This is a genomic window from Vannielia sp. ABF1_015 (assembly GCF_056160745.1).
This window is the reverse complement of the sequence record NZ_JBSWXT010000001.1, coordinates 61,148-85,295: the sequence shown is the minus strand read 5'-3', so window position 1 is coordinate 85,295 and position 24,148 is coordinate 61,148. Positions and strand designations below refer to the sequence as shown.

At 62.5% G+C, this 24,148-nt stretch carries 23 protein-coding genes; 10 read left to right on the top strand and 13 right to left on the bottom strand.

The window, feature by feature from the left end:
* Positions 1-103: 103 nt before the first annotated feature.
* On the top strand, positions 104-874 hold the full coding sequence (locus tag ACXAG6_RS00390) for a hypothetical protein (RefSeq protein ID WP_475333991.1): 771 nt from the start codon (positions 104-106) through the stop codon (positions 872-874).
* A 92-nt stretch (positions 875-966) separates the two neighbouring features.
* On the opposite strand, the gene ACXAG6_RS00385 is transcribed toward ACXAG6_RS00390, so the two are convergent.
* Entirely contained in the window at positions 967-2,124 is a 1,158-nt protein-coding gene (locus ACXAG6_RS00385) for a hypothetical protein (protein ID WP_475333989.1), read from the bottom strand.
* Between the two features lie 645 nt (positions 2,125-2,769).
* Between ACXAG6_RS00385 and ACXAG6_RS00380 the strand changes: the two genes are divergently transcribed.
* The gene (locus tag ACXAG6_RS00380) at positions 2,770-2,937 is read left to right on the top strand and encodes a hypothetical protein (protein WP_475333988.1); all 168 of its coding nucleotides are present in this window, start codon (positions 2,770-2,772) and stop codon (positions 2,935-2,937) included.
* 278 nt (positions 2,938-3,215) lie between these two features.
* Here the strand turns inward: ACXAG6_RS00380 and ACXAG6_RS00375 are convergent, their stop codons facing one another.
* Genes ACXAG6_RS00375 through ACXAG6_RS00360 form a run of 4 tightly spaced genes read right to left on the bottom strand, consistent with a single transcriptional unit; the run spans position 3,216 to position 6,238 of the window.
* Positions 3,216-3,953, bottom strand: coding sequence for an SDR family NAD(P)-dependent oxidoreductase (locus tag ACXAG6_RS00375; protein WP_475333986.1), 738 nt, complete (start codon positions 3,951-3,953; stop codon positions 3,216-3,218).
* Positions 3,950-4,600, bottom strand: coding sequence for an isochorismatase family protein (locus ACXAG6_RS00370; RefSeq protein ID WP_475333984.1), 651 nt, complete (start codon positions 4,598-4,600; stop codon positions 3,950-3,952). The genes ACXAG6_RS00375 and ACXAG6_RS00370 overlap by 4 nt, the downstream gene beginning before the upstream one ends.
* 12 nt (positions 4,601-4,612) lie before the next feature.
* Positions 4,613-5,473: an isocitrate lyase/PEP mutase family protein gene (locus ACXAG6_RS00365; RefSeq protein WP_475333982.1), complete on the bottom strand. Its 861-nt coding sequence runs from the start codon at positions 5,471-5,473 to the stop codon at positions 4,613-4,615.
* A gap of 36 nt (positions 5,474-5,509) precedes the next feature.
* Positions 5,510-6,238: a maleate cis-trans isomerase family protein gene (locus ACXAG6_RS00360; protein WP_475333980.1), complete on the bottom strand. Its 729-nt coding sequence runs from the start codon at positions 6,236-6,238 to the stop codon at positions 5,510-5,512.
* Between the two features lie 333 nt (positions 6,239-6,571).
* On the opposite strand from ACXAG6_RS00360, the gene ACXAG6_RS00355 reads away from it, so the two are divergent.
* The gene (locus ACXAG6_RS00355) at positions 6,572-7,351 is read left to right on the top strand and encodes a GntR family transcriptional regulator (RefSeq protein ID WP_475333979.1); all 780 of its coding nucleotides are present in this window, start codon (positions 6,572-6,574) and stop codon (positions 7,349-7,351) included.
* A gap of 11 nt (positions 7,352-7,362) precedes the next feature.
* Here the strand turns inward: ACXAG6_RS00355 and ACXAG6_RS00350 are convergent, their stop codons facing one another.
* The 7 genes from ACXAG6_RS00350 to ACXAG6_RS00320 are packed head-to-tail and all read right to left on the bottom strand — an operon-like array spanning position 7,363 to position 14,234.
* Positions 7,363-8,247 (bottom strand): MBL fold metallo-hydrolase, encoded by an 885-nt coding sequence (locus ACXAG6_RS00350; protein WP_475333978.1) that lies wholly within the window; start codon positions 8,245-8,247, stop codon positions 7,363-7,365.
* A gap of 1 nt (position 8,248) precedes the next feature.
* A complete protein-coding gene (locus tag ACXAG6_RS00345; protein ID WP_475333976.1) occupies positions 8,249-9,067 on the bottom strand; it encodes an SDR family NAD(P)-dependent oxidoreductase in 819 nt (272 codons plus the stop codon).
* 23 nt (positions 9,068-9,090) lie between these two features.
* Entirely contained in the window at positions 9,091-10,596 is a 1,506-nt protein-coding gene (locus ACXAG6_RS00340) for an aldehyde dehydrogenase (RefSeq protein ID WP_475333975.1), read from the bottom strand.
* A complete protein-coding gene (locus ACXAG6_RS00335; RefSeq protein ID WP_475333973.1) occupies positions 10,593-11,309 on the bottom strand; it encodes a GntR family transcriptional regulator in 717 nt (238 codons plus the stop codon). The genes ACXAG6_RS00340 and ACXAG6_RS00335 overlap by 4 nt, the downstream gene beginning before the upstream one ends.
* Positions 11,306-12,232, bottom strand: a complete 927-nt coding sequence (locus ACXAG6_RS00330) for a polysaccharide deacetylase family protein (RefSeq protein WP_475333972.1) — start codon at positions 12,230-12,232, stop codon at positions 11,306-11,308. The genes ACXAG6_RS00335 and ACXAG6_RS00330 overlap by 4 nt, the downstream gene beginning before the upstream one ends.
* Positions 12,233-12,242: 10 nt before the next feature.
* Complete coding sequence (locus tag ACXAG6_RS00325; protein WP_475333971.1) at positions 12,243-12,989, bottom strand: maleate cis-trans isomerase family protein; 747 nt, start codon at positions 12,987-12,989, stop codon at positions 12,243-12,245.
* 39 nt (positions 12,990-13,028) lie between these two features.
* Positions 13,029-14,234, bottom strand: a complete 1,206-nt coding sequence (locus ACXAG6_RS00320; protein WP_475333969.1) for an FAD-dependent oxidoreductase — start codon at positions 14,232-14,234, stop codon at positions 13,029-13,031.
* 280 nt (positions 14,235-14,514) lie between these two features.
* Between ACXAG6_RS00320 and ACXAG6_RS00315 the strand changes: the two genes are divergently transcribed.
* The 6 genes from ACXAG6_RS00315 (at position 14,515) to ACXAG6_RS00290 (ending at position 21,105) form a co-directional block, all read left to right on the top strand.
* The gene (locus tag ACXAG6_RS00315; protein ID WP_475333967.1) at positions 14,515-15,432 is read left to right on the top strand and encodes a branched-chain amino acid ABC transporter permease; all 918 of its coding nucleotides are present in this window, start codon (positions 14,515-14,517) and stop codon (positions 15,430-15,432) included.
* Position 15,433: 1 nt separating this feature from the next.
* The gene (locus ACXAG6_RS00310; protein ID WP_475333966.1) at positions 15,434-16,360 is read left to right on the top strand and encodes a branched-chain amino acid ABC transporter permease; all 927 of its coding nucleotides are present in this window, start codon (positions 15,434-15,436) and stop codon (positions 16,358-16,360) included.
* On the top strand, positions 16,357-17,136 hold the full coding sequence (locus tag ACXAG6_RS00305; RefSeq protein ID WP_475333964.1) for an ABC transporter ATP-binding protein: 780 nt from the start codon (positions 16,357-16,359) through the stop codon (positions 17,134-17,136). Before ACXAG6_RS00310 ends, ACXAG6_RS00305 begins: the two co-directional genes overlap by 4 nt.
* The gene (locus ACXAG6_RS00300; RefSeq protein ID WP_475333963.1) at positions 17,129-17,848 is read left to right on the top strand and encodes an ABC transporter ATP-binding protein; all 720 of its coding nucleotides are present in this window, start codon (positions 17,129-17,131) and stop codon (positions 17,846-17,848) included. Before ACXAG6_RS00305 ends, ACXAG6_RS00300 begins: the two co-directional genes overlap by 8 nt.
* A gap of 37 nt (positions 17,849-17,885) precedes the next feature.
* Entirely contained in the window at positions 17,886-19,070 is a 1,185-nt protein-coding gene (locus ACXAG6_RS00295) for an ABC transporter substrate-binding protein (protein WP_475333961.1), read from the top strand.
* A gap of 91 nt (positions 19,071-19,161) precedes the next feature.
* Positions 19,162-21,105 carry a TRAP transporter permease gene (locus ACXAG6_RS00290; protein ID WP_475333959.1) on the top strand — a complete coding sequence of 648 codons (1,944 nt, stop codon included), beginning with the start codon at positions 19,162-19,164 and terminating at the stop codon, positions 21,103-21,105.
* A 97-nt stretch (positions 21,106-21,202) separates the two neighbouring features.
* Here ACXAG6_RS00290 and ACXAG6_RS00285 read toward each other — a convergent pair whose 3' ends face one another.
* A complete protein-coding gene (locus tag ACXAG6_RS00285; protein WP_475333958.1) occupies positions 21,203-22,168 on the bottom strand; it encodes a TAXI family TRAP transporter solute-binding subunit in 966 nt (321 codons plus the stop codon).
* Between the two features lie 244 nt (positions 22,169-22,412).
* Between ACXAG6_RS00285 and ACXAG6_RS00280 the strand changes: the two genes are divergently transcribed.
* Positions 22,413-24,131: a thiamine pyrophosphate-requiring protein gene (locus ACXAG6_RS00280; protein WP_475333956.1), complete on the top strand. Its 1,719-nt coding sequence runs from the start codon at positions 22,413-22,415 to the stop codon at positions 24,129-24,131.
* Positions 24,132-24,148 lie beyond the last annotated feature (17 nt).

Genomic DNA, 24,148 nt, shown 5'->3' with positions numbered 1-24,148 from the left:
CTTTCCCTTACCATCCGGCAAGCGCCAATCTTCCGGGCCGTTTCGATACGGCCCGGCCCGCGTCCATGCCCACTGCGTTCAACACTCAGCCAGAGGTGTCGTGATGCTGGGCTTCGGATTTACGACCCCGACCCTCGCAGCGCGAAAGGCCGGGCTGGCGGCCACACCGGCAAGCCTTGGCGCGGCGGCATGGTATGCGCCGTCTGACATTTCGACGCTATATCAGGACGCCGCCGCGAGCACGGCGATCACGGAGGATGGAACGCCAGTTGGTGCCATGTTGGACAAAAGCGGCAACGGGCTTCACGTCTCCCAGTCTTCCGCCGCGTCGCGCCCGGTCTATCACATCGGGGCTGGGCGACCTTACATCACGTTCGATGGGGTTGATGATTTTCTGGCCTGCGTGGTGTCGGGCTACGGAGCGCTACGGGAGGTTCATATCCATGCGCAACTTCCCGCGTCGCTGACCGCGCCCAGGTACGAGTGCCTCTATGGCGCTCGCTCCGGCTCCACGACCGAAACCTCGTATCTTGCCAATGTACGCCTGAGCAGCGGTGAGTATCAGCTTTGGGGCGCGGGCGGGTCGAGCCGCGCGGTTGAATCGGCAGGGGTTGCTGGCCTGATGGGGACGGACTGCGTCTTGGGCTACTCCCACGATGGCAGCACCAACCGGCTCTACGTGAACGGGGTGCAGGTTGCACAAGGTGCGCAAACCACCGTCGCCGCTGGCACCGTGGCCTGTTTCGTTGGGGCGCTGAACGCCGCCGGAAGCGCGGCATCCTACTTCAGCGGCAATATCTACGGCCTGAGCACGTTTGACAGGATCCTCAGCGAAGGTGAGCGCAACCAGCTTGTAAGCTATATGGTATCCTAGGCACCATGCGGAGCGTTCGGTCCTGGGTTCAGCCTGTGGCCGGCGTCGCGCGACGGCGCGGGCCGGACGTTAGCCCAGAATTGCGTGGCTTTCTATGCCGTTACACCCGGTTGGTAGCCAATCCCATGCGGTATCTCGTAAGGCGAGCGGTGGCGGGCGGATCGAAGGCGTCTGGCGTTCATGACCGCATAACAGGACAGGGCCAATGCCGTCCACTCCGGAACTGCGAGCAGGCCCGCCTTTGCAAACATGAGCCGGACCAGAACAAAACACATCAGTATTGCGCCGAGTATGAACCGCCGGGCGACCACCTCATCTGAGCGTGAGAAGTGCATCGCGTTGGATACGTAATTCGCAATGAGGAGGAGTGTGAGCGCGACAAATGCGACACCCGTGAACAGGCCAAGAATACCGGCCTGATGCCAGGCATAGAGGATAAAGTTGTGCGGATACTGCGCGGAAAGCCCGACCAGATTAAGGCTGGTTCCCGTCCCCCAACCCAGAAACGCACGATCGTCTATTTTTTCGACGATCTGATAGAACTCGTGAACTCTTGGATTGTCGGCAATATCGGCCACTAACTTCTCCTGCAAGATGTCTGCAATGCCAAGGTTTGTGCCCACCAAGTTGGCGGTCAGGAGCATGACCGAGACGCCCCCCAAAGCCATGAGCAGCTTGCCCCAAGGAAATGTCCGTTGAGCAATGCGAAACATGATGTAGCAGGCCAGCCCAAGCGCAGCACCTAACAGGGAAGACCGGGAAAAGCTCAAAAGAGCAAATATGACTATTCCGGTGCAATATACGTTGCCTAGAACGCTCCTTCGCTTTCGCAGAAAGATGTGAAGGTAACTCGCTGTGAAAAGTGAGATTATTATCCCGTGGCGCGCAGCCGACGAGAACTCACCATCCACATTCCCCCGATTAAACACGAGGTCGAACATTTGATACTGAATGATGTAGGGATTTCCGGTGGTTATTCCAATGGTGAGGATCCTGAAGACATTCACACCTGCTACCAGAGAGGATACATAGTAGGCGACGCAGAAACCGGGGACGACCCAGAATATCGCATTGGCCAGTTGTTCTTCCCTGCGATTCTGATCCTCCGTGGATAGCCAGAAATACATGAAATACGCCAGAACCGAGTAGACGATGCTCCTCGCAATGACCGAAAAGCCCTCTCCTAAGTCATTACTGAACGGAACCGCTACAATCAGAGCCGCCACAAATATCCAGTATCCCACGATCATGCTTGGCGGCTTCACCGCACAGCTTTTCATTAGAAATGGGATAAGGGCAAAGAACGGAACTAGATAGGAGATTTGCGACAAGGGAATAGGCCCCAAGTCAATCCACTGGATTGTTAGGCCCAACATGAGCGGTCCGGCCAAGGTTGGCGCCGCAAATTTTCGAAAGTTGCGCATATTCCCTCATGTCGGAGTTGCACAGGCCGAAGGAAACTACCACCCCATTCTGGGGCCGTCCACTCTCGGAGAAGGCGTCAAATATTGGCGAGCCTGTTCGGGCAGATGCATGCGACTACCGCGATAGCAAGCGCCCCAAACCACCCGATCCAAAGAGTTGATTTTTTTACGATCATGTTGCGAATGACTTATGCTTGCCCAGCGCGCAAATGCAATGGTTCAAGGGATTCAAGAGGGCCCTGAGCGGTTCATCGCAGCCGGGCGTTGGGTGTCACAGTTTGAGTGAGGAAAGACTCTTGATCTGGTTTTAGATGCCGAACAGAGCCTACCCATGTAGCGGCATTCGAAGCGACCTCTGGCTTAGCCTGCTAGTTCTCGACGTACCAGTTCTCCTGTTTGAAAATTCGGGTGAGCCTTGGTGGATCAAGCGAAATGGTCTTCGTTTTCAATCTGGGACAGACAGTCGCAGAGGTGGTAGGCTACGACGCCGCGCTGGTGTTTGACGAAAGCAAGCCGGAAGGGATACCGTGGAAGCTGATGGACAGCCCATGGCTCCATGCGCTTGGATGGAACAACGTACGGAGCCTGAAGGACGGGATTCGGTCGACCTACGAAGGGGTGCTAAGGGGCGGATTCTGAATGGGATGTTAAGGGGCTTTATCTCCACAACCCCAGCGAGCATTTTCCGGATTGCGCGAATACTGGGAATCGAACTGTTCACCTAATGTACTGATAACAAAAACTGCCTGAATCGGGGGTGCTGGGTGGGGTGCCTGAATAAATCGAATTTCATTTAAATAATTTAGTATCAACTATTAAGTTGATTTTCTCGATTCCGCCCCCGGCATCGTCAGAGCGGTCCGGCGGTGGCGGAAGTCTTGGCGACTGGATCGGTCCAGCCCCGTAACCCTTCGCTCTCAGGGCATGTAGCCGCCGCCGTTCACCCAGAGCACCTGCCCGGTCATGAAGCCGCTATCCGGCCCGAGCAAAAAACGGATCGGGCCGGTGATGTCGGCGGGTTGCGCAATGCGGTCCAGTGGTGTGATCGCCTTGTAGGCATCAAGGTTGACGATGCTCTCTGCATCTTCGGCAGACCGCCCGGTGCCGCCGCGCAAGAAGGCGGTGTCTACCAATCCGGGCGCAACGGCGTTCACGCGCAGTTTCGGCGCGAGTTCCAGCGCGAGGGTCTTGGTCATGGCAATCACGGCAGCCTTTGAGGCCGAGTAGGCACCGTAACCGGGCCGGACGTGCGAGGCGAGGCCGGAGGCGATCATGACCATGCTGCCCAACTCACCTGCGCGGGCCTTCGCAAGAAGCGGAGCGGCCGCGCGGGCCGCAAGGAAAGCACCGCGCAGGTTGGCCGCGATGATCTCGTCAAAGTAGCCGGGCTCCATCTCGACCAAGGGCGTGAGGTCGGTGTTGTAACCCGCCAGGTTCACGAAGCCGTCGAGGGTGGTGCCGACTTTGCTGAACGCACCCGCAACCGAGGCTTCGTCGGTCACGTCGATCTCGATGCCCTCGGTAATGCTGTGGCGTTCGAGCGAGGCTGGCAAATCGAGGATCAATACCTCGTCGCCCGCGGCCACGAGCTCGGCAGCCAGCACCCGGCCGATTCCGCCAGCACCACCGAGCAGCGCGATCCGACGTCGGCTCATGCCGCCGTGCCCTTGCCAGCGAGGCTGGCGAGATAAGCGAGCATCTCGGCCTCCGAAACGACATCGGCATACTTGGCATTCATGTCGAAGAGGTTCGCCTCGTGCGGCCCCGCGTGCCGGTCGCCACAAGCGTCGGCCACAACGATGGTCTTGAACCCGTAGGACATGGAATCCACGCAGCTTGCCCGCACGCAGCCCGAGGTGGTGAGCCCGGTGAGGATCACGCTGTCATGCCCGGCGGCCGTGAGCGTGGAGGCAAGCGAAGTGCCAAAAAAGGCGGAGGGATACTGCTTGGTCACGATCAGCTCGTTCTCGCGCGGAACCAGCCCTTCCACGAATCCGCCGCTGCGCTCGCCCTCCATGAACGCCTTCAGCGGGAGGGCCTTCTCGAAGAAGCGCCCGCCGTCTCTGCCACCAAGCCCCTTTTGATAGGTCACTTCGGTCAGGATTACCGGCACTCCAGCGGCATGGGCCGCCTCGCGCACCCGGAGCGCCGATGCCAGCGCATCATCAACGCCGGCGTAAAGCACGTTGTCCGGGTCGTAATAGGCCTGCGCAAAGTCGATCAGCACCAGCGCGGGGCGCTCTCCGTAACCGGACTTGTTGGAATAGGCCGCCGAATAGTTGGCTTCAAGATCGTCAGACATGGGTGCCGTTCCTCACACTTGCGCGTATTTCTTCTCAAAATCCCAGACCGCTGGAAACCCGACAAGCTCGTTGAACTTGCCAAAGTCGTAGAGGTCGATGGCGTCCGTGGTTTCGCCATTGGCCTTGAGGTCGGCATAAGCCTTTTGCAGTGCCGCCCCCATGGCCAGAAAGCCCAGTGCCGGGTGGATACCGATGGAGAAGCCCAGCTCTTTCAGCCGATCGGCGGAGAGCAGGGGCGTCCGGCCACCGTTGACCATGTTGGCAAAGAGCGGCGCGTCGATCTCGTCGCAGATCCGCTTCATCTCGTCCTCGCTCTCGGGGCTTTCGACGAAGACCACGTCCGCGCCTGCCTTGGCAAAGGCTTTGCCGCGCTTGATCGCCTCGTCAAGGCCGAGGCCGGTGCGGCTATCGGTGCGTGCGATGATCAGAAAGTCATCGCTGCGCCGGGCATCAGCGGCCACCTCGATCTTGCGCAACATGTCTTCCAGCGGCACCACCCGGCGGTTGGGCGTGTGGCCGCATTTCTTGGGAAACTCCTGGTCTTCCATCTGGATAGCGCTCACGCCTGCATCCTCGTAGCCGCGGACGGTGTGGGCCACGTTCAAGAGCCCACCGTAACCGGTGTCGGCATCCGCGATCACCGGGGTTGTCGTGCGTTCGCAGATGGTGGCGATCCGGCCCAGCATATCGGAGTAGGTGGCCAGTCCGGCATCCGGCAGGCCGAGCGCGGAAGCCACGGTGCCATAGCCGGTGACATAGAGCGCCTTGAAGCCTTCGCGGTCGGCCAGCAGGGCCGAGATCGCTTCAAAAACGCCGGGGGCGAGAATGAACTCGCCGTTCTTGATGGCTGTGCGCAATGCGGGATCGGGCATGGTTTGGTCCTTTTCTGTCGTTTTCCGTGGCCGCGCTCAGGCAGCAAATAGTCTTCCGCCGTCGGGCAGATCATCGGTCACGCCGCAGGCCCGAAGCATGGCCCAGAGCGTTGCGGTGTTGGAGGAGATGACGGGCACATTGAGCTCGGCTTCAAGCTCCTTGATCAGCGGCAAGGTGGGGAAGTCGGTGCAGGCGAGCAGGAGTGCATCGCTGCCCGGTGAGAAGGTTTCAAGCGCGTGGGCTTTCACCTTTGCCAGCGGCGTTTGCGCGATCTGGACGAACTCATGCGGCCCGCCCGCGCCGATGCCCAGCCCCGCAATCGCGAGAGTCTCGATCCCGTGGGCAGCAAGGAACTCGACCTCGTGGGCATTGGTCGCTTCTGCGTAAGGGGTCGCCACCGAAATCTTCTCGGCGCCCAGTGCCTGCAGGGCGAGGATTAGGGCATGTGATGTGGTTAGCACGCTGTGCCCGGACGCCTCGGAGGCGGTCTCGGGCATCTGCGAGGAGGGCGTTGTCATGGAGCCCGCCGTGCAGGCGTATGCAATCGCGTCCGGCCTCACCTGCCCAAGCAATTCAATTGCCGCGAGCAGGTCCCGCATCAGGGCTGGATCACCGGACGGGTGCAATTTCATCCGGTGGCTGTGAAAAGTGACCCCAGCGGGCATCATCCGCTGCCATTCCGCTTCGTTGACGCTGTTCGTCGGCGGCACGATCAGGCCAAGGCGCGCGCGGTGCGAATAGCTGGAAGCGGGGCGGGGTGTCATGGATTTTTCCTTGTTTGGCCGAGGGATGGCAGGTCGAGAAATATTTGTCCATACCAATTTTGCATGAAAGGCACAGGACATATGGTCAAGGTGGGCACCGGCGGCGCAAACCGCCGGTGAAGGTGGTCAATCAGCCAGCGAATAGCTCTTCATCAGATCCCACGCGACTTGATAGCCGTTGCGCGTGCCAGGGATGTTGCAGCCGGTAATGTGTGTGCACCGGCGAAATGCTGCTTGGAGCGGGGGCAAAAAGCGTGGCGAATTGGCTGGACATTTAATTGCGGACGCGACATGTGCTCTTTCCGATGAAACCTTGCAGGACCGAGCTGAAGGATGGCGAAAAACAGCGACGTTCCGTCTGACGGTCAGGTGGCCCCGCGATATGCGCGCATCCAGACCGAGCTGCAGGCGCGGATCGCGGCGGGCCAGTATCCGGTCGGGACATTGATGCCTACGGAAATGGAGCTTTCGGCGGAGTTCGGAACCTCGCGCTTTACCGTGCGGGCAGCTTTGCGCAACCTTTCGCAAGAGGGCTATGTGGAGCGGCGGCAGGGCATGGGCACACGTGTCTTGGCGGCCAATCCGCAGGTCGGCTATTCTCAGAGCTTCGACAGCCTTCAGGAATTGTTTCAGATCGCGGTCGATACCTACATGGTGATCCTCACGGATGCGCCCGTGGTGCTCGACGAGGCGCTCGCGCGGGTGATCGGAGGCGACGAGGGCACGGTTAAGGCTGGCGAACGCTGGATTCGTGTCGATGGCGTGCGCTGGACCGCTCCGGGTGGTCGACCGCTCTGCTACATCCAAAGCTACGTGCCCGAGCGGTTTTCTGATCTGGTGCCCGAGTTCGCCGAGCAGAACGGGCCGTTCTTTGACCTGTTGGAGCGCAAGTCCGGCGAGACGATCATCGAGGCACAGCAGGAAATCCGCGCCGTGCCGATGCCCGCCGAGATGACGCGCGCGATAGGGCTCAAGCCGGGGACGCAGGCGTTGCAGCTTTCGCGGCGCTACCTGACGGCACGCGGCATCCTGATCGCCTCGCTCAACTGGCACCCCGCGGAGCAGATGGTTTACCGCACCCGCGTGCGCCGCCGTGCCACCAAGGACGACTGAGCACAGGCGCATCACAGGTACTCCGGTCTGTAGCCCGAGTGCGAGCTGCCGTCCCGCGTGATCTTCATCGCCATGCTTCCGCGCAGATGTGCCGGAAGGAGCAAGGTGTCGGCTTCCGCTGCCTCCGAAATCAGGGCCCTGCGCGTGGCGGCGGCCTCTTTGGGGTCATGGCAGAACGCGGTCGACCACTCGGGGCGGAACACATGCACCGGGCTGTGTAACGCGTCGCCGCAAAACCGCGCCCGGCCCGCGCTTCCTCCGTCCAGATCGAGCCCAATCTGCCCCGGGGAATGCCCGGCGCAGGAGATGATGTTCAGCCCGTCCCCCAGCGAAAACCCCTCCGAGACCCGTTCAACCAGCCCGGCTTCAAGCAGCGGTTCGACGGAGTCGGCAAAGGCGCCGTGGTTGTGGGCTCCGGGATGTGCAGTCTCTTCGGCTAACCAGTGGGCCAGCTCCGCCTCGCCCACCAAGTAGCGTGCGCGCGGAAAGGTCGGCACCCACCGACCGTTCTCAAGTCGGGTGTTCCAGCCAACGTGGTCTGCATGCAGGTGGGTGCACATCACCACATCCACCGCTTCGGGGCTTACCCCGGCACGGGCGAGGCGCTCGAGGTAGCCGGTATCTTGCCGTTCATGCCAGTCCGCGCGGCGTGGGCGGTGCTTATGCTCGCCCACGCAACTGTCGATCAGGATCGTCAGGCCGCCCACGCGGAGCAGAAAGGAATGAAGCGCAAGGAGCAGGTTTCCAGCCGGGAAATCCACGTGCAGCGGCTCGAGGCTTGCAGCCTCGCCCTGCAACTCTGCTAGGTCGCGCCCGGGCAGCAACAAAGAGGCTGGCAACACGAAGGGGTCGAAGTCGGTGACCTTTTCGATTGTGGCGCGCCCCAAGCTCAGCATCTTAGAGAATCCTCGGCATGTCACCGTGATCGTCACGTGCGCCCTGTGCGGCCTCGTCGGGCGGTAGGCTTTCATCCCACATGCGGGCGATGAAACGCGCCCCCGTAACGCCGTTGGAGGCGTCCGAGCATAGCCACCCGATGCCGCGGCGCATGATGTCTGCAGGAAGCAGGTTGCCGTCTGCCCCCTTCTTGTTGGCGCTGGGCGGCAGCAGGTCTGTGTCAGCCGCACCGCCGGGCAGATAAACGTTCACATCCACGCCGCTGCCCTCGAGGTCTTGCGCCCAGACACGAGAATAAGCTTCAAGCGCCGCCTTCGATGGCCCATAGGGCGCATAGCCACGGCGGATCATTGTCTGCGCCGAGGTCGAGACGTTGATGACCTTGCCAAAGCCGCGCTCGACCATGCCGGGCACCGCAGCGCGGGCCATGAAGAACGGTCCGTTCACATTGGCTCCGATGATGTCGGACCACGCAGCGGGCGATGTTTCCCAGAACTTCGTGGGTTGGGTGTTAAAGGTCTCGGCGACCCGGCGCATCCCGAGGCCGGCATTGTTCACCAGCACGTCGATCTGCCCGAAATGGGCCTCTGCCTCCGCCACGGCGGCTTCGGCCTGCCCTGCGCGAGACACGTCGGCGGTGAGGATCATCGTGTCGGGGATCTCCTCGGCGAGGCTGTCGAGCGCCTCAGATGGTTGCGAGCCCAGCAGGGCCAGACGGGCGCCAGAACCCGCCAGCGCAAGCGCCATCTCGCGGCCAAGCCCACGGGAGGCGCCGGTGATCAGGATGACCCTGCCGCTTAGCGAGGGGTGGTGGTTCATGATGCTATGCCTTTCCGCGCGGATCAGCTGCCGGTGCCCATGCGGGGCAGGGCAGGGCGCTCCAGCGCGACGATGGTGGATTTCATTTCGGTGAACATGGCCCGCGAGCCCTTGGCCCCCTCGCGCCCGATGCCCGATTGGCGGATGCCGCCGAAGCCGGTGCGCAGGTCGCGCATGATCGGCGTGTTAACCAGAACGGTCCCGGTGGCGAGGCGGCTCGACATACGCAGTGCCCGCTCAAGGTCTGCCGTCCAGACGTAGCCGACGAGGCCGAACATGCTGTCATTGGCCCGCTCCGTGACCTCCTCCTCATCGGAGAAGGTTTGCAGAGTTGCGAAGGGGGCAAATATCTCTTCTTGGCAAATCGCCAGCGCATTGCTTTCGGCCTGCATGGCCGTGGGCTCGATGTAAAAGCCCTCGCGGCCCTCGATCCGGGCACCGCCCGCCAATAGGGTTGCGCCTTCTGCGCGCCCACTGTCCACGTAGCCCATCACGCGCTCGACCTGCGCGGCGTTGATCATCGGGCCAATCTCGGTGGCGGGGTCAAACGGGTCACCCACCCGCAGCGCCTTGGTGCGCGTGGCGAACTCCTCGATGAACCGATCCGCCACGCTCTCTTGCACGAAGAGCCGTGAGCCAGCGAGGCACATCTGGCCATTGTTCATGAAGGAGCCCAAGAGGGCGCCGTCCATGGCACGGTCAAAATCGGCATCGTCGAAGACGATCGAGGGCGATTTCCCCCCTAGCTCCATCGCCCCGCCCTTGATCCCCTGCGCCAGGGCCGAAAGGATCCGCGCCCCGGTGGTAGTGCCCCCGGTAAAGGACACCATGTCGATGTCGGGGTGGGCCGACAGCGCCTCGCCCGTCACTTGGCCTCGCCCGTTGACGAGATTCACCACACCGTCCGGCAGGATCTTGGCTGCGTGGATCAGCTCGAAGAGGCGCGAGAGGGTGAGTGGGGTGATCTCGGAGGGCTTCACCACGCAGGTGTTTCCGAAGGCCAGCGCACCCGCCATCTTCATCGCCGTCAGGCCCAGCGGCATGTTCCACGGCCCAATCAGGGCGCAAACCCCCATCGGCTCATAGGTCACGAAGGACATGTAGCCCTTCTCCTGCGTGAAAACCTCGCCGCCGTCCTGGTTGATGAATTCGGCGAAGAACCGGAAGTTCTGTGCGGCACGCGGTACATGCATGTTCTTCGTCTGGGTGTAGGGAATGCCCGTGTTCAGGGTTTCCAGCGCGGCCAGCTCCTCGGCGTTGGCAAGGATCAGATCGTGGATCGCGATCAGGGCCTTCTGCCGCTGCGCCACGCTGGCCGCCGCCCAGGGCCCGGACTGATATGCGGCACGCGCGGCGGCAACAGCCGCTTCGACCTCGCCTGCATCGCTCTCGTGCAGCACCGCCACGGGTTTGGCGCTCGCCGGGTCGAGCACCGGGATTTCGGCGCCGGTAGGGGCAACAAAGTGCCCATTGACGTATCCGGTAACGGGCTTCAGGCCCTCGGTGATATCGCTGCGAAGATCTTTCATTCGGAAGGTCCGGTCTTGGGCAAGGGCCGGTTGGGCCGGGTGGAAAGGATATGGGCCGACATGATCGCTTCGGCGGCCGTAGGGTTGTGGTTTTCGAGCGCGGTCAGCAGGTCGCGGTGCTGCTGGTTGGAGCGGGCGATGTTTACCTGCTGCGACCAGACGAACTGCTTGATCATTTCCAGCGGGATCGACGTGGCACGCACCGAGAGGTTCTGCATTTGCGGCGACCGAGTGGCGGTGATGATCCCGGCGTGAAAGCGAGTGTTGAGGTCAGCGAACGCGCGGATTGTGTTGCGGTCGCGTGGCTCGCTGTCTAGCTCGTCGATGGCGTTGATGATCCGGGCTAGCTCGGTGAGTTCCTCTTCGGTGATCCGTTCCGCCGCCACGCGCGCGGCGTAGCTTTCGAGCCGGGCGCGGATATCGAAGACGATCGCCACCTCTTCGAAGGGAAACTCCGCCACGAAGCGCGAGCGACCCTCCTCATGGGCAAGGCCCTCGCCCACGATTCGCCGTAACGCCTCGCGCACGGGCGTGCGGCTGGTGCCGGTCATGCGGGCCAGCGCCTCCTCGCCCAGATGCGCACCGCCGGGCAGCATCCCCGAGAGGATGGCCCGACGAATGCCCTCGTAAGCCCGATCAGCGGGCTTTTCGATGCCCGCGAGGTCCAGTTCTTCGGACAGGGCGGCTTCGTCGAGGGCGGCGTCCTTGTTCATGCTGTCGGTTCTCCTCCGGGTGGGGTGATGTGGCTCGCGTGGTTTTCAAGATACCACTCCGCAATCTCCTCGCGCTTCGGAAACCAGACGCCCGCGTGACTTTTTGCGTAACGGATGAAGTCCCGCAGCGCGCGAATGCGGAACGGCTGACCGATGACATGGGGATGCAGGCCGATGTTCATGACCCTGCCAGAGGTGGCGCTCTCCTCATAGAGCCAGTCGAACTGCTCCTTGAACATCGCGTAACCGGTTTCCACCGTCAGGCCCTGCCGCAGGAACGAGAAGTCGTTGACCTCGGACGTGTAGGAGATCGACACCATCGGCGCGCCGGACTTTGTCTTGACGAGGTAGGGCTGGTCGTCGTTCAGCAGGTCGGTGACAAAGATCAGCCCCTCGTCCGCCAGAATGTCGATGGTGTTCAATGTCGAGCGCAGAGACGACGAAAGCCACCCCTTGGGCTTCTTGCCAATGGTGCTCTCGTAAACGTCGAGCGTGCGCTTGATCACGTCGCGCTCGGCGGCCTCGTCGAACATGTAATCGGTCAGCAGTTCGTCCTGAACGTAGTTGTGGGGCACAATCTCCCAGCCCCGCTCCAGCGCGGCGTCGATGACAGCCCTGCGTTTGAGCGCCATCTTCGCATTCATGGTGCAGGAGGCCGGTACACCTTCGGCGTCGAACAGGTCGAACATCCGCCAGACCCCCACCCGGTGCCCGTATTCGCGCCAGGTGAAGTTGGGGTTGTCATAGACGTTGCCGGGCAGGTTGCCGCCAACAATGCCGGGCCCGCCGGGGTAGTAGGGCTTGTCGCTGTCCTGAACCGGATCCCAGTATTCGAGGTTGATCGTCAGGATCACGGCAAGACGGTTGTCGCCGGGCCATTTGAGCGGCTTGCGGTCGGACAGGGGGACGAAATCGTATTCCATGCGGCCCGCCTCAGTAGTGCGACAGGAGCGAGCCGAAGCCCTGCACCTTGTCGTTGATCCCGTTCATCCGCAGCGCGTGCCAGTAGGTTGCGGTGTTGATGGCGATCACCGGCTTGTCGAGCCAGAACTCCGCAATTCCGCCGACACGGGCCATGGCAAGGTTGGTCCCCGCCTGGATGATCGCTTCGACCGAAGGGTCGTTCACCTCGTTGATCGCGTCACGCAGGGTCTTTTCGGTTTCGTGGGCAATCAGCATGGGGCTCTTGCACTTCAGCCCCTTCACCTGCACCACCTCGTAGCCGCAATCGGTGAAATAGCGCTCTACCTGTTGGTCGCCCACGGGCATGTAGGGCGTGATGACCGCGATCTTCTTGATGTCGCCAAAGCACTTGAGCGCGTTCATGCAGGCATCCGAGCCCATGGCCACGGGCATGCCCGCGCGGTCCATGATCTCCGCCTGCAACTTGTCGGCGCGTTCCTTGCCATCCCAGAAGGTCTCGGCCGACATGCCCATGACCATCGCGCCGGGCGAACAGGTCTTTACCACGTCGATCGCCTCCATAGTGGCGGCGCGAATACCCATGACGAGGTTGTTGAAGTCCTCGTCGTTGTTCACCGGGCGGTCGGGGATCTTGATCCGCGAGAAATGGTTGGTCACGCCCACCGGGCGCATGTCGTCGAACTCGGGTTGCACCGAGGTGTTGGTAGAGGGCGCGATGACGCCGAATTTCATGCGGTAGCCGAGGCTGTCAGTCATCTTGATATCTCTCCTGCTGATCGTCTTTTCAGGTTGGGCTCAGGCCACCTCTTCCAGATCCTTGAGGGATTGGAGCATCGAGGAACGCATGAGAAAGTCCTTGTGGCGGGCCGGATCGGCCACGATGGCGCGTAACTCGTCGTGGTAGCGCGCGCGGGCCTCCGGGTCGTTCTCGGCCATCATCTTGCGGTTACGCATGGATTGCTCCTGCACCGTGTCGATGCAGACTTGCCGGCGTTGCCGCTCGTAGCGGTCGAGCGATGAAAGATCGGCCTCGCCGCGCCAGACGGGAATCAGCTTCTCAACGAGGTTCACGGCGTCATGGATGCCGCCGTTCATGCCCATTCCGCCGAGCGGGTTGTTCAGATGTGCCGAATCCCCGGCCAGGAAGGCACGGCCCTTCACGTATTTCTTGGCAACCCTCTGGTGCACGCGGTAGGCGGTGGCATGTGCCACGTCGTAGGGGCCGTCCTTCGGGCAGAGCTTCTGCAGTCGTTGTTCCATCAGGGCCGGGTCCTTGATCTGCTCGTCGGTCATGCTCGGATCGGTCGGCAGCAGCACTCGCCAGAGCGAGGGAGTGCGCAGGAGCACCGCCCATTCCTCAGGGTCCGTCAGGTAGGCGATTGGCGCCAGATCGGGGATCGCCTTTGCAAAGTCGAATTCCGTGGACATCGACAGGAATATCTCGGGGATGGTCAGGCCCTCGAACTCGATGTCGAGCGACTTACGCATGCGCGAATGGGCGCCGTCACAAGCAATGAGGTAGCGCCCCTTGAACACCTCGGTGCTGCCGTCACTGCGCTCTGCTGTCAGCGTTACACCATCCGCATCCTGCGTGAGCGACGTACCGATGGCACCGTAGATCATTTCTACGCAATCACTGATCTCCAGCCGCGCCCGCAGCGCTTCGGTCAGCTTCCACTGCTCACACTGGAGCCGGTAGGGGTGATTCGTTTCGTCCGACAGCAGGCCGAGGTCGAAATGGGCGACGACTCCCTCGTTGCGGTCGCGGAACTGCCAGTTGGGGCAGACAAGGCCGCGGGCCACCAACTGCTCCGAAATGCCGAAACGGTCGAGCATGTCGAGCGTCGGCGGATGGAAGGTAGAGGCCCGTAAATCCTGGGGCAGATCATCGCTCCGCTCCAGAATGGTTACGGGGATTTTCGCCTCCGCAAGGCTCGCTGCGGCCACCAGTCCGACCGGACCTGCACCTACAATGAGCACGCGCTCGGTTTTGTCACTCATTTGGCCCTCGCCTCCTTCAGCATGCTTGACAGCTAGGATGTTGCTTCTCATTGTGTACAAAAGGTTTGGACAAATCTTCAAGATGAAATCCGATCTGAAGGACAAATAACGGGGAACGAAAGTTGATAAGCACGAGAAAAGAAAGGCTTTTTGGCCAATCTGGGGATCATAGGCCACTAGAGGCACCTTGGATTCGCGCTGGTGTCAGCTCGGGAAAAGACTGCACAAAGAGTGCCGGAGATGCTCAAATTGTGTACAAAAAAATAAAAGGGCAGACGTGATGCTATTCCTGCAGCAGCTTGTGAACGCCCTGATGCTGGGGTCGGTCTACGTGACCGTCGCCGTGGCCTTCACCCTGACAATCGGCATCCTCAATTTTCTCAACTTCACCATCCCAACCCTATTCATGCTGGCCGGTATGCTCGGGTGGGCGCTGTCATCTTGGGGGCTGCCGTTCGGCCTCGGGGGTCCAATCCACTGGTTTCCCGCGATCATGGCGGGCATCCTCGCCGCAGTTATCGTCTCGCTGATCGTCGAGCGGTTCACCTTCCGCTATCTCAAGACGAAATATGGAGACAGCACCGAGCACGCGATTCCGCTGGTCTCTTCCCTCGGCTTCCTGCTGATCGTCGAAAACCTCGTCCGCATTGCCTACGGCACGGAAGGCCGCCGCTTCGAAGGGCCGGATGCCGACCTCACGCTGCACGTGGCCGGCATCTTCATCCGCGTCCCGCAGCTGGTTTCGCTCTTCATCACCGTGCTGATCGTTCTGGGCCTCACTCAGCTGCTGAAGCGGTCGCGCATCGGCCGGGGCCTGCGGGCCATCGCCGAAAACCCCGACGCCGCGAATGTGTTGGGTGTGGACACCGCAAAGATCGTCCCGGTCGTGTTCATGCTCACCGGCGTGCTTTGCGGTCTCGCTGGCGCGCTCTTTGCCGTTAACTACGGCGAAGTCTCCCCAATGATGGGTGAGGATGTCGGGGCCAAGGCCATCGCCGGCATGGTCATTGGCGGGCTGGGCTCGATCTGGGGTGCGGTCATCGGTGGCCTCGTCGTGGGCTTTCTTGAGTTGATGACCGTGCACTTCATCGGCGCCGACACCGTTCAGGTCGTCGTCTGGGGTGCCCTCTTGCTGATGCTCATCGTCAAGCCGAGCGGACTTCTCGGCCACCATTCCATCGGCAAGGGGAAGCTCTGAGATGTCTGGATACATGGCCGGGATCATCTCGATCCTCTCTATCAACGTGATCTTCGCCTACGGGATCTACCTTTCGGTGGCCTCGGGGCAGCTCAACCTCGGCGGCGCGGGCTTTCAGGCGCTTGGCGCCTATGCCGCCGCCATGGTCTCCGCGAGCTACGACCTTCCCATCTTCGTGGCGCTGCTGGCTGGCATGGTGCTCTCCGGGCTGATTGGCGTGGCCCTCGCCTTCCCGATCCTGCGCACCAAGGGGGTCTACCTTGTGTTGGCAACCTTCGCTTTCGCGGAGGTCGTCGCAGGGGTCATCATCAACACCGAGTTCCTCGGCGGCGCGATGGGCCTCTCGGTGCCGGGCTACGTCGACTGGCAGCCTCCCGCGATCGCGGCAGTACTGGTGTGCCTCTTCGTTTTCTACCTCATGTCCACCCGCTTCGGACTGTCGATGCGGGCGATCCACGATGATGAAGACGTGTCCGACCTGATGGGCGTCTCCATCCGCAACGTGAAGGTGGTCGCCTTCGGCGTGGGCGCAGCCCTTGCGGGGCTGTCGGGTGCCTTCTACGCCTTCAGCTTCGGCTTCGTGGAGGTGCAGAGCTTCAACGCCCTCGTCTCGATCTACGTGCTGCTCTATGTGCTGCTCGGCGGCACCCAAACTCCTTGGGGCCCGCTCGTTGGTGCCGCCTTCTTCACCCTTCTGCCCGAATTGCTGCGCGAGTTGCTGCCCGCGCTCAAACAGGGGCTGGCAGACCTCTTCGGTGCCACCGCCGATGTCTCGCCTCCTGATGACAGCTGGCGCTTCGTGATCCTCGGCGTCCTCGCCGTGGTGATGATGGCCGTCCGCCCCGAGGGCGTCGTGACCCGAACCATGGTGGAGCGCCTCCGTTTCCGCCGCAACCGGGGCAAGTCCCTCTCGGAGGTGACCCAATGACCGAGACGATCCTCAAGCTCACCAACCTCTCCAAGAGCTTCGGCGGGGTGCAGGTGATCGACGATTGCAGCTTCGACGTGCCCCGCGGTGCGCGGATGGCGCTGATCGGGCCCAACGGCGCGGGCAAGACGACGATTTTCAACCTCATGTCAGGGGTCTACACCCCAGATACCGGGCGGGTCATCTTCGACGGTGAAGACATCACCGACATCCCCTCGCGGATGCGTGTGCGGCGCGGCATGGCGCGCAGCTTCCAGAATATCCGGCTGATGCCCCACCTCTCGGTTGTCGAGAACATCATGCTCGGCCAGCACGCACAGGTTGGCTCGCCGCTCGATATGGTCACCCCGCTGCTGAAGCGTTCGCGCTGGCGGCAGGAGGCCGAGGCCCTGCTCGACGACATGGGCATGGATAGCTACCCGGGCGAGGTGGTGGCCACGCTGCCCTACGGCGTACGCAAGAAGATCGAGGTGGTTCGTGCCTTGGCCTCCCGGCCCAAGATGCTGATGCTCGACGAGCCAGCTGCCGGCCTCAACCCCTCCGAAACCGCCGCGCTGCGCGACTTTCTCGTGCAGATCTCAGAGACCGGCGTGACCATCCTGATCGTAGAGCACGACATGAGCCTCGTGCGCAGCCTCTGCGACAGGGCTGTTGTGCTCAACTTCGGGCGGCTCATCTACGACGGCTCCACAAATGACGTGCAGCACGATCCGCAGGTGCTCGAGGCCTACCTCGGGTCCCGCCACGCCGAAGCCAAGGGAGAAGTCCATGCTTGAGGTCGAAACACTTGGCGTCACCTATGGGCGCACCCAGGCCGTCAAAGGCGTGTCGCTCACTGTCTCTCCGGGCGAGATCGTCACGGTCCTCGGGGCCAACGGCGCAGGCAAGACCTCGCTGCTGCGGGCGCTCCAGGGCGCGGTGAAGCCCTCTTCGGGCCGCATCAGCTTCAACGGACGCGACCTGACGGGGCAAAGCCCCGCCGCGCGGGTCAGGGAGGGCATGGTGCTTGTGCCCGAGGGGCGGCAGATTTTCGTTTCCATGTCGGTTCATGAAAACCTGCTGATGGGTGCCTACCTGCGCCGGGACGATGCAGTCTCGGAGGAGATCGAGGCGATCTATGACCGTTTCCCGAACCTCGCAGACCGCCGCAACGCGCAGGCCAGCTCACTCTCCGGCGGCGAGCAGCAGATGCTTGCCATCGGCCGCGCGTTGGTCGCACGGCCTCGCCTGATCATGCTCGACGAGCCGAGCCTCGGCCTCTCTCCACTCTTCGTTGACAAGCTCTTCACCCTTCTGAGTGAGCTCAACCGCGATGGCATCGGCATTCTGCTCGTGGAACAGAACACCACCATGGCGCTTGAGATCGCCCAGCGTGGCTACGTGCTCGAACTCGGCGCGGTCGCCATCGAAGGCACGTCCGAAGAGCTCTCAGCCGATGGTGCCTTGACCGAGGCATATCTCGGCGGCAGCGAGCCTGAGTCCGCCTGATACCCAAATAAACCGATCCTCACAGGGAGCACTGACCATGAAACCAACCAAAACCCTTCTCGCCGCGGCGCTCGCGGCGACATTCGGCACCACCGCGCCACTTTTGGCGCAGGATACCATCAAGATCGGCCATATCGGCGTAGCCTCGGGCTTTCTCAAAAGCTACGGCGAGCCCTCAAACGTGGCTGTCGACATCGCCGTCGAAGAGATCAACGCCGCTGGCGGCATCAACGGCAAGCCAATCGAACTGATCCGTTACGATACCGGCTCAGACCCCAAGCAGGCCGCCGTTGCTGCCCGCTCGCTCGGGCGGGATGACGAGGTTCTCGCCATCGCAGGCCCCTTCTCCTCGGGGGAAGCCTCTGTCGCGCTGAATGACGCCGACCGGCTCAAGATTCTAATGCTGCCCACCTCCTCTTCCGCCCCCGGCCTGACCGAGGGCCGCAAGTATGGCTGGCGTCTCACCGAAGACGAGCACAAGCAGTTCGGCCGCCTGCTCGCCGCGATGAAAGAGAAGGGCCTGCCGATGGAGACTGCCGAAATCGTCTACGTGTCCGACGAGGTCGTGGCCAACGCCGCCGGCACTAAGCTCTACCCCGAGCTTCTGGCCGCGGCGGGCGTCGAAGTCGGTGATCCGATCCCGGTCCAGTGGAAGACATTCGACATGTCGGCGCAGGTCGCCAACATCGTACAGACCAACCCCGACATCGTGGCCGTTGCCGCGCTGCCCGAATCCGCCTCGAAGCTGATCGCCGAGCTTGACCGGCAAGGTTACGAAGGCCGGGTGATCGGATCGCAGATCTTTTCCGATCCCAATGTGGTCGAGCTCTTTGGCCCCGAAGGCGATGGCACGCTAGTCGTGGCAGGCTTCTGGAAGGGCCGCACCGAGCAGGCCTCCAGCTTCAACGAGAAGTTCGTGGCCCTTGCCAACGAGCGCGGCATTCATAAGCTTGGTGCCCACCATTCGGATGCCCAAGCCTATGATACCATCTACCTGATCAAACAGTTGATGGAGGCCGCAGGCACCACCGGCGATCCGGAAAAGCTGGAAGAAGAGCGCCAGGCCATCGCCGACCAGATGGAGGGCGTGACCTTCTCGGGTATTCTTGGTGACGACATCTGCTTCAATGGCCATGATGCCGAGCTGCCGGGCTACATCATCGAGATCACTGGCGGCGAGTGGACCAAGTTCGCAGAGGCTCCGGCCGACGCCTGCGAATAACCCGCAGTTAGTCCCCGCTCGGCAGGGCGGGGCCAAAGAGCAAGGCCCCGGGCGGCTCAGGCGGCCCGGGACAAAGCCAGAAAGCGAGACCATGGCCGTGATCCCCCTCCGCAACATCTTTTCTCCCCTCGCTGCCCTACTGGCCTTCGGGGTGCCTGTCGTCGCGGTCATTTGGGTGTTGTCCATTCCGCAACGCATGGGCTTTCTGATCTATCCAGAGCAGGTCGCGGCGCTGCTGTTGGGCGCGGCGCTCTGCGTGGTTTTCGCCCGCGCTGTCGAAACGTCCACCGGGCCGCTTGTCTGGCTCGATGCCGCCCTGTCACTTCTCGCGCTGGGCCTCGGGCTCTGGGTCTTCGTCCGCTTTCCCACTCTGACCGAAGGGAGCCACCTTCACCCGACCGAATCCTATTGGCTCGGCGTCATCGTCACGCTCCTCGTGCTCGAAGGTCTGCGCCGCGTCGTCGGCTGGACCCTGGTCGTCATCACCGCCGCCATGTTCGCCTATGCTCTCTGGGGCAACCTCGTGCCCGGCCCCCTGCGTGGTCGCGGCCAGCCGCTGGAAGATGTGATGCGCTTCATTGGCACCGACAGCGCCGCAACCTGGGGCGCCGCGCTCCAGATCGCGGCCTTCGTCGTGGTCATCTTCGTGCTGTTCGGCGGCCTGCTGCTGGCCGTGGGCGGGGGCGAGTTCTTCACCCAGCTTGCCACACGCGTCGCCGGGCGCGGACCGGGCAACACTGCCAAGGTGGCCGTTGTGGCCTCCGGCCTTTTCGGCTCTATTTCGGGCAGCGCCGTCTCCAACGTCATGTCGACCGGTGTGATGACCATCCCAATGATGCGCCGTTCCGGGTTTCGCGACGATCAGTCCGGTGCCATCGAAGCCGTTGCCTCCACCGGCGGCCAACTCGCCCCGCCGGTGATGGGCGCCGCCGCCTTCCTGATGGCCGAACTTCTGCAAATGCCGTACGGCGACATCCTGCTCGCGGCGATCCTGCCTGCCGCGCTCTACTATCTCTCGCTCTACTTCCAGATTGACTTCATCGCCCGCCGCGACGGCCATGCCGAGGCGGACTGGATCGAAAAGATGAGCCTGCGCGCAGTGCTCACTAAGGGTTGGCTGCCACTCGGGGCGTTTGTTGTACTGCTGGGGGCCATTTTTGCATGGGATATGCGCGCAGAGGTGGCGGCCATCTGGGCGCTCGGCCTGATAGTGGCGGTCGCCCTCGCGCTCTGGGCCGTCCGCCGCGCAAGTGGTGGCAGCGCATCCGGGGCGGGGCCTGCCCTATCTCCGATTGAGGTGGCGGCAAGCATCCGCAAAACCGGGGGGCAAGTATGTGATGTTCTCCTGATCTGCGCCGCCGCCGGCATGATCATCGGCCTCCTGGCCACCACCGGTCTGGGCTTCTCGCTTTCGCTGTTCCTCATCCAGTTCGGCGGCTCCAACCTCTTTGGCTTGCTGCTGATCACCGGCATCGTTGGCATCGTCCTTGGCCTCGGCCTGCCCACCACCGGTGTCTACCTGCTGCTCGCCACCATGGCCGCTCCCGCCCTCGTGCAGCTCGGCATTCCGGCGCTCGCCGCGCATATGTTCGTCTTCTACTACGGGATGTTGTCGATGATCACACCGCCCATCGCCATGGCCGCCTTCGCCGCCGCGTCGATCTCGGGCGCGCCGCAGCTGAAGACCGGCATCCAAGCGTTCAAATTCGGCTGGATCGCCTATTTCCTGCCCTTCCTTTTCATCTACAAGCCGGGCCTCCTGATGGCCGGCCCGTGGTGGGAGATTGCCTATGTCTTCGCCAGTGCCCTCGTTGCGCTGATCCTCGTCTCGGCCGCGATCATCGGCCACGGCATGACCCGCCTTGCGCCACCGCTCCGTGCACTCGCCCTCGTCACCGGCATCCTGATCATCGCACCCTTGCGACAGGTCGGCCCGCCGGTGCTGGAATTCGGCATCAGCTTCGCCGGTCTGGTCATGATCATTGCCTACGTCGCCCTCCTCCGTGGCAACCGCGGCGCCGTCGCGCAGGGCTGAACGCGTCTCCAGAACCAAAAAAGCCGGGCACTGCGCCCGGCTTTTTCTTTCTGGTTTTGGCCGGGCGCCGTGCGCCTGGCCAATTCTGGGGTAAGCCTCAGTCGACCAGACCCTTCTCCTCGTAGAAGGCAGTCGCGCCGGGGTGGTACGGAATGTCGGCCTTCTTGCCCATCGCGGCCGGGTCGAAGGACTTCCAAAGCGGCGAGGTGCCCTTCAGGAAATCAACACCCTCGTACATTGCCGAAACCACCTTGGTGATCTGCTCGTCGGGCACGTTTGCGTTGGCAAAAAGCAGGTAGTCATAGGCAAAAACCGCCGTTGCCTCATCAAGCCCGGGGATCTCCTCGGAGGCTTCGACTGGCGCGATATAGGAGCCGGGCAAAAATTCCTGCACATCCGCCAGCTTGTCGTCCGGGACGGGCAGAAACTGGATGTCGCCCACCGCAGCCTCCAGATCGAACGTCGCCTGCGAGCCGACGGCGGCGATGCTCACGTCGATCCGGCCATCCTTGAAGGCTTCGTACTGCTGCGGAAAGTTCGCAATCGGCACCGAGGTCACGTCATCATAGGTCAGCCCGCCAGCGGCAAGCGCCGCTTGCACCACGAAATCGCCCAGCGAATTTTCGGGGTAGCGCGGCACGGTGTGGCCCTTGATATCGGCGTAGCTCGTGATGTCGCCGCTCTCCGGCGCAACCAACGCCGCGTTGAACGGCATCATCGTGGCAACGAGCCGCAGGTTTTCTGCCGGTTCAGTCGACATGCCGGTGCCGGTCATCGCGTAGTAGGTTTGCGGATAGTTGGCGATGCCAAGCTCCACTTTGCCCTGGTCGAGCAGCACGATGTATTGCGAAGTGTTGGCGCTGACCTGCGGGATGACCTGAAGATCGCTGTTCATCGAGATCACCTGCGCAAGCGCGGTACCAATCTGCCCGGTCGCCCCGCCTTGGGTCGTTCCGATACCGAGGGTCTGCGCACTGGCAGCAGCGCCGAGCGGCAAGAGTGTCGCCGTAGCGAGGAGTCTCGCACCAAGACGAAGTTTTCTGGCCTGTGAGTGGTAAGTCATGCTTTCCTTTCTGCCCTCGGGCGAGGGGTCCTGTTGGTGAGCTGTATGCGTATTCATGATAGCAGAGACGACGAAAAATGTCATGGAATTTCGATCTTGTCCGCACCTCGATACAATCATGCTAACTGATTAATTTCATGTTCTAAAATTGGTCATCAATCAGGCGATTTGTGGATAGATTTTCCTGTCGCCGCCGGGAGTTTTCTCGTATTGTCCGGACAAATATATAGCCGAGGAATCCCCTATGACGAACGCTTCCGGAACTGCCGCCGACCCGCGCCCGAAACTCGCTGCCGAAGCGTGGCTTGAAGCCCTGACAGAAGGGGGCGTGGACGCGCTCTATGCGGTCGCCGGCACCGACTTTCCGTCGATCATCGAGGCCTATGAGCGGCGTCCGGAAACCGCCATCGACCTCCCGCGCCCTTACACCGTGCCGCACGAAAATCTTGCGGTGTCCATGGCCCACGGCGATGCGCTGCGCAGTGGCAAGGCGCAGGCGGCCATGGTGCACGTCAGCGTCGGGACGGCCAACATGGTGTGTGGTGCGCTCAACGCGGCACGAGATGCTGTGCCTGTTCTCCTCGCCGCCGGGCGCACGCCGTTGACCGAAGAGGGCGAGCCGGGAACGCGATCCCGTTTCATTCACTGGGCGCAAGAAATGTTCGATCAGGGCGGAATGCTGCGAGAGGCCGTGAAGTGGGACTACGAGCTTCGCTCCGCCGACCAGGTTGAGGATGTTGCCATTCGTGCGCTCGACATTGCCGAAGCTGCACCGCCCGGCCCGGTCTACCTGTCGCTGCCCCGCGAGTTGTTGGCCCGCGAGGTCCGTGCCGACCGCCCAAAGCGCAGCCGAAGTCGGGTTGTGGAGGGCGCGCCAGACAGCTATGCGATCGACCGGCTCGCCGTGGCCATCCGCAGCGCGGAGTACCCGGTCATCATTACCAGCAACGCGGGCCGCGAGCCGGGCGGCTGTGCCGCATTGACCGCGCTTGCCGAAAACTGGGCCCTGCCGGTCGTTCAGTTCAATGCCCGTTCTGTCAATCTGCCGTTCGAGCACGACATGGCAATCGGCTTTGATACCAAGGACTTGCTGCGCGGAGCCGACCTCATCATCTCAATCGCCTGCGATGTGCCCTGGGTGCCGCAAGTGACCAATCCACGCCCCGCTGCACCGCTCTGGGAGATCGACCGCGATCCGCTTTTCGCGGGCTACCCCCTGCGCTCCTTCGGCGCTTCCGAAAGCATCGTCGCCTCCCCCGTTGCGGCTCTCACCGCCCTCGCCGCCGCCATGGGCACGCCCGCGGGCGACACGGCGCGCCGGGTGGAGGCACGGCGTGCCAAGGTGGCCGAGGTCCGGGCGCGTCGCCTCAGCCGCGAAAACCTCGATCGCGCCCGCTTCACGGCTGAGGTAGCCTCTGCTGTGCTGGCCGAACGCCTGCCGCAACAGGCTGTTATCGTGAACGAATATTCTTTCCGCACAGATCTCGCCACCTTCTCCGAGCCGGGCCAGTTCTACGGCTTCACTCCAGCGGGTGGCCTCGGTTTCGGGTTCGGTGCCGCGCTCGGCGTGGCGGCTGCCGACAAGCGCACCGGCGTCACTGACCGCCCGGTCGTCGCCATGCTGGGAGATGGGGCCTACATGTTCAACAACCCAGTCGCCTGCCATTGGGCCTCGGCTGCGCATGGCCTGCCCATGGTCACGGTTGTCTTCAACAACCGCCGTTGGGGTGCGGTGCGCAACTCGACGCTCGCGATGTATCCGCAGGGTGCAGCGGCGGCGGGCGATGGCATGTTCCTTGCCGATCTTTCGCCCGCGCCCGATTACGCGGCCATCTGCCGGGCGCATGGGGGCGTCGGTGAGGCGGTTGCAAGCGCCGAGGCTCTGCCCGCCGCCATCGAGCGCGCGCTGACGGCGGTGGCCGGTGGCCAACAGGCATTGATCGACCTCCAGATCGAAAGTTGAGCCAAGCCCCGGGGCCG

Excerpts from the sequence above, each read along its gene's own strand:
- ACXAG6_RS00390 (WP_475333991.1), top strand. The coding sequence starts at position 104 with ATGCTGGGCTTCGGATTTACGACCCCGACCCTCGCAGCGCGAAAGGCC.
- ACXAG6_RS00385 (WP_475333989.1), bottom strand. The coding sequence starts at position 2,124 with ATGATCGTGGGATACTGGATATTTGTGGCGGCTCTGATTGTAGCGGTT.
- ACXAG6_RS00375 (WP_475333986.1), bottom strand. The coding sequence starts at position 3,953 with ATGAGCCGACGTCGGATCGCGCTGCTCGGTGGTGCTGGCGGAATCGGC.
- ACXAG6_RS00370 (WP_475333984.1), bottom strand. The coding sequence starts at position 4,600 with ATGTCTGACGATCTTGAAGCCAACTATTCGGCGGCCTATTCCAACAAG.
- ACXAG6_RS00365 (WP_475333982.1), bottom strand. The coding sequence starts at position 5,473 with ATGCCCGATCCCGCATTGCGCACAGCCATCAAGAACGGCGAGTTCATT.
- ACXAG6_RS00360 (WP_475333980.1), bottom strand. The coding sequence starts at position 6,238 with ATGACACCCCGCCCCGCTTCCAGCTATTCGCACCGCGCGCGCCTTGGC.
- ACXAG6_RS00355 (WP_475333979.1), top strand. The coding sequence starts at position 6,572 with ATGGCGAAAAACAGCGACGTTCCGTCTGACGGTCAGGTGGCCCCGCGA.
- ACXAG6_RS00350 (WP_475333978.1), bottom strand. The coding sequence starts at position 8,247 with ATGCTGAGCTTGGGGCGCGCCACAATCGAAAAGGTCACCGACTTCGAC.
- ACXAG6_RS00345 (WP_475333976.1), bottom strand. The coding sequence starts at position 9,067 with ATGAACCACCACCCCTCGCTAAGCGGCAGGGTCATCCTGATCACCGGC.
- ACXAG6_RS00340 (WP_475333975.1), bottom strand. The coding sequence starts at position 10,596 with ATGAAAGATCTTCGCAGCGATATCACCGAGGGCCTGAAGCCCGTTACC.
- ACXAG6_RS00335 (WP_475333973.1), bottom strand. The coding sequence starts at position 11,309 with ATGAACAAGGACGCCGCCCTCGACGAAGCCGCCCTGTCCGAAGAACTG.
- ACXAG6_RS00330 (WP_475333972.1), bottom strand. The coding sequence starts at position 12,232 with ATGGAATACGATTTCGTCCCCCTGTCCGACCGCAAGCCGCTCAAATGG.
- ACXAG6_RS00325 (WP_475333971.1), bottom strand. The coding sequence starts at position 12,989 with ATGACTGACAGCCTCGGCTACCGCATGAAATTCGGCGTCATCGCGCCC.
- ACXAG6_RS00320 (WP_475333969.1), bottom strand. The coding sequence starts at position 14,234 with ATGAGTGACAAAACCGAGCGCGTGCTCATTGTAGGTGCAGGTCCGGTC.
- ACXAG6_RS00315 (WP_475333967.1), top strand. The coding sequence starts at position 14,515 with ATGCTATTCCTGCAGCAGCTTGTGAACGCCCTGATGCTGGGGTCGGTC.
- ACXAG6_RS00310 (WP_475333966.1), top strand. The coding sequence starts at position 15,434 with ATGTCTGGATACATGGCCGGGATCATCTCGATCCTCTCTATCAACGTG.
- ACXAG6_RS00305 (WP_475333964.1), top strand. The coding sequence starts at position 16,357 with ATGACCGAGACGATCCTCAAGCTCACCAACCTCTCCAAGAGCTTCGGC.
- ACXAG6_RS00300 (WP_475333963.1), top strand. The coding sequence starts at position 17,129 with ATGCTTGAGGTCGAAACACTTGGCGTCACCTATGGGCGCACCCAGGCC.
- ACXAG6_RS00295 (WP_475333961.1), top strand. The coding sequence starts at position 17,886 with ATGAAACCAACCAAAACCCTTCTCGCCGCGGCGCTCGCGGCGACATTC.
- ACXAG6_RS00290 (WP_475333959.1), top strand. The coding sequence starts at position 19,162 with ATGGCCGTGATCCCCCTCCGCAACATCTTTTCTCCCCTCGCTGCCCTA.
- ACXAG6_RS00285 (WP_475333958.1), bottom strand. The coding sequence starts at position 22,168 with ATGACTTACCACTCACAGGCCAGAAAACTTCGTCTTGGTGCGAGACTC.
- ACXAG6_RS00280 (WP_475333956.1), top strand. The coding sequence starts at position 22,413 with ATGACGAACGCTTCCGGAACTGCCGCCGACCCGCGCCCGAAACTCGCT.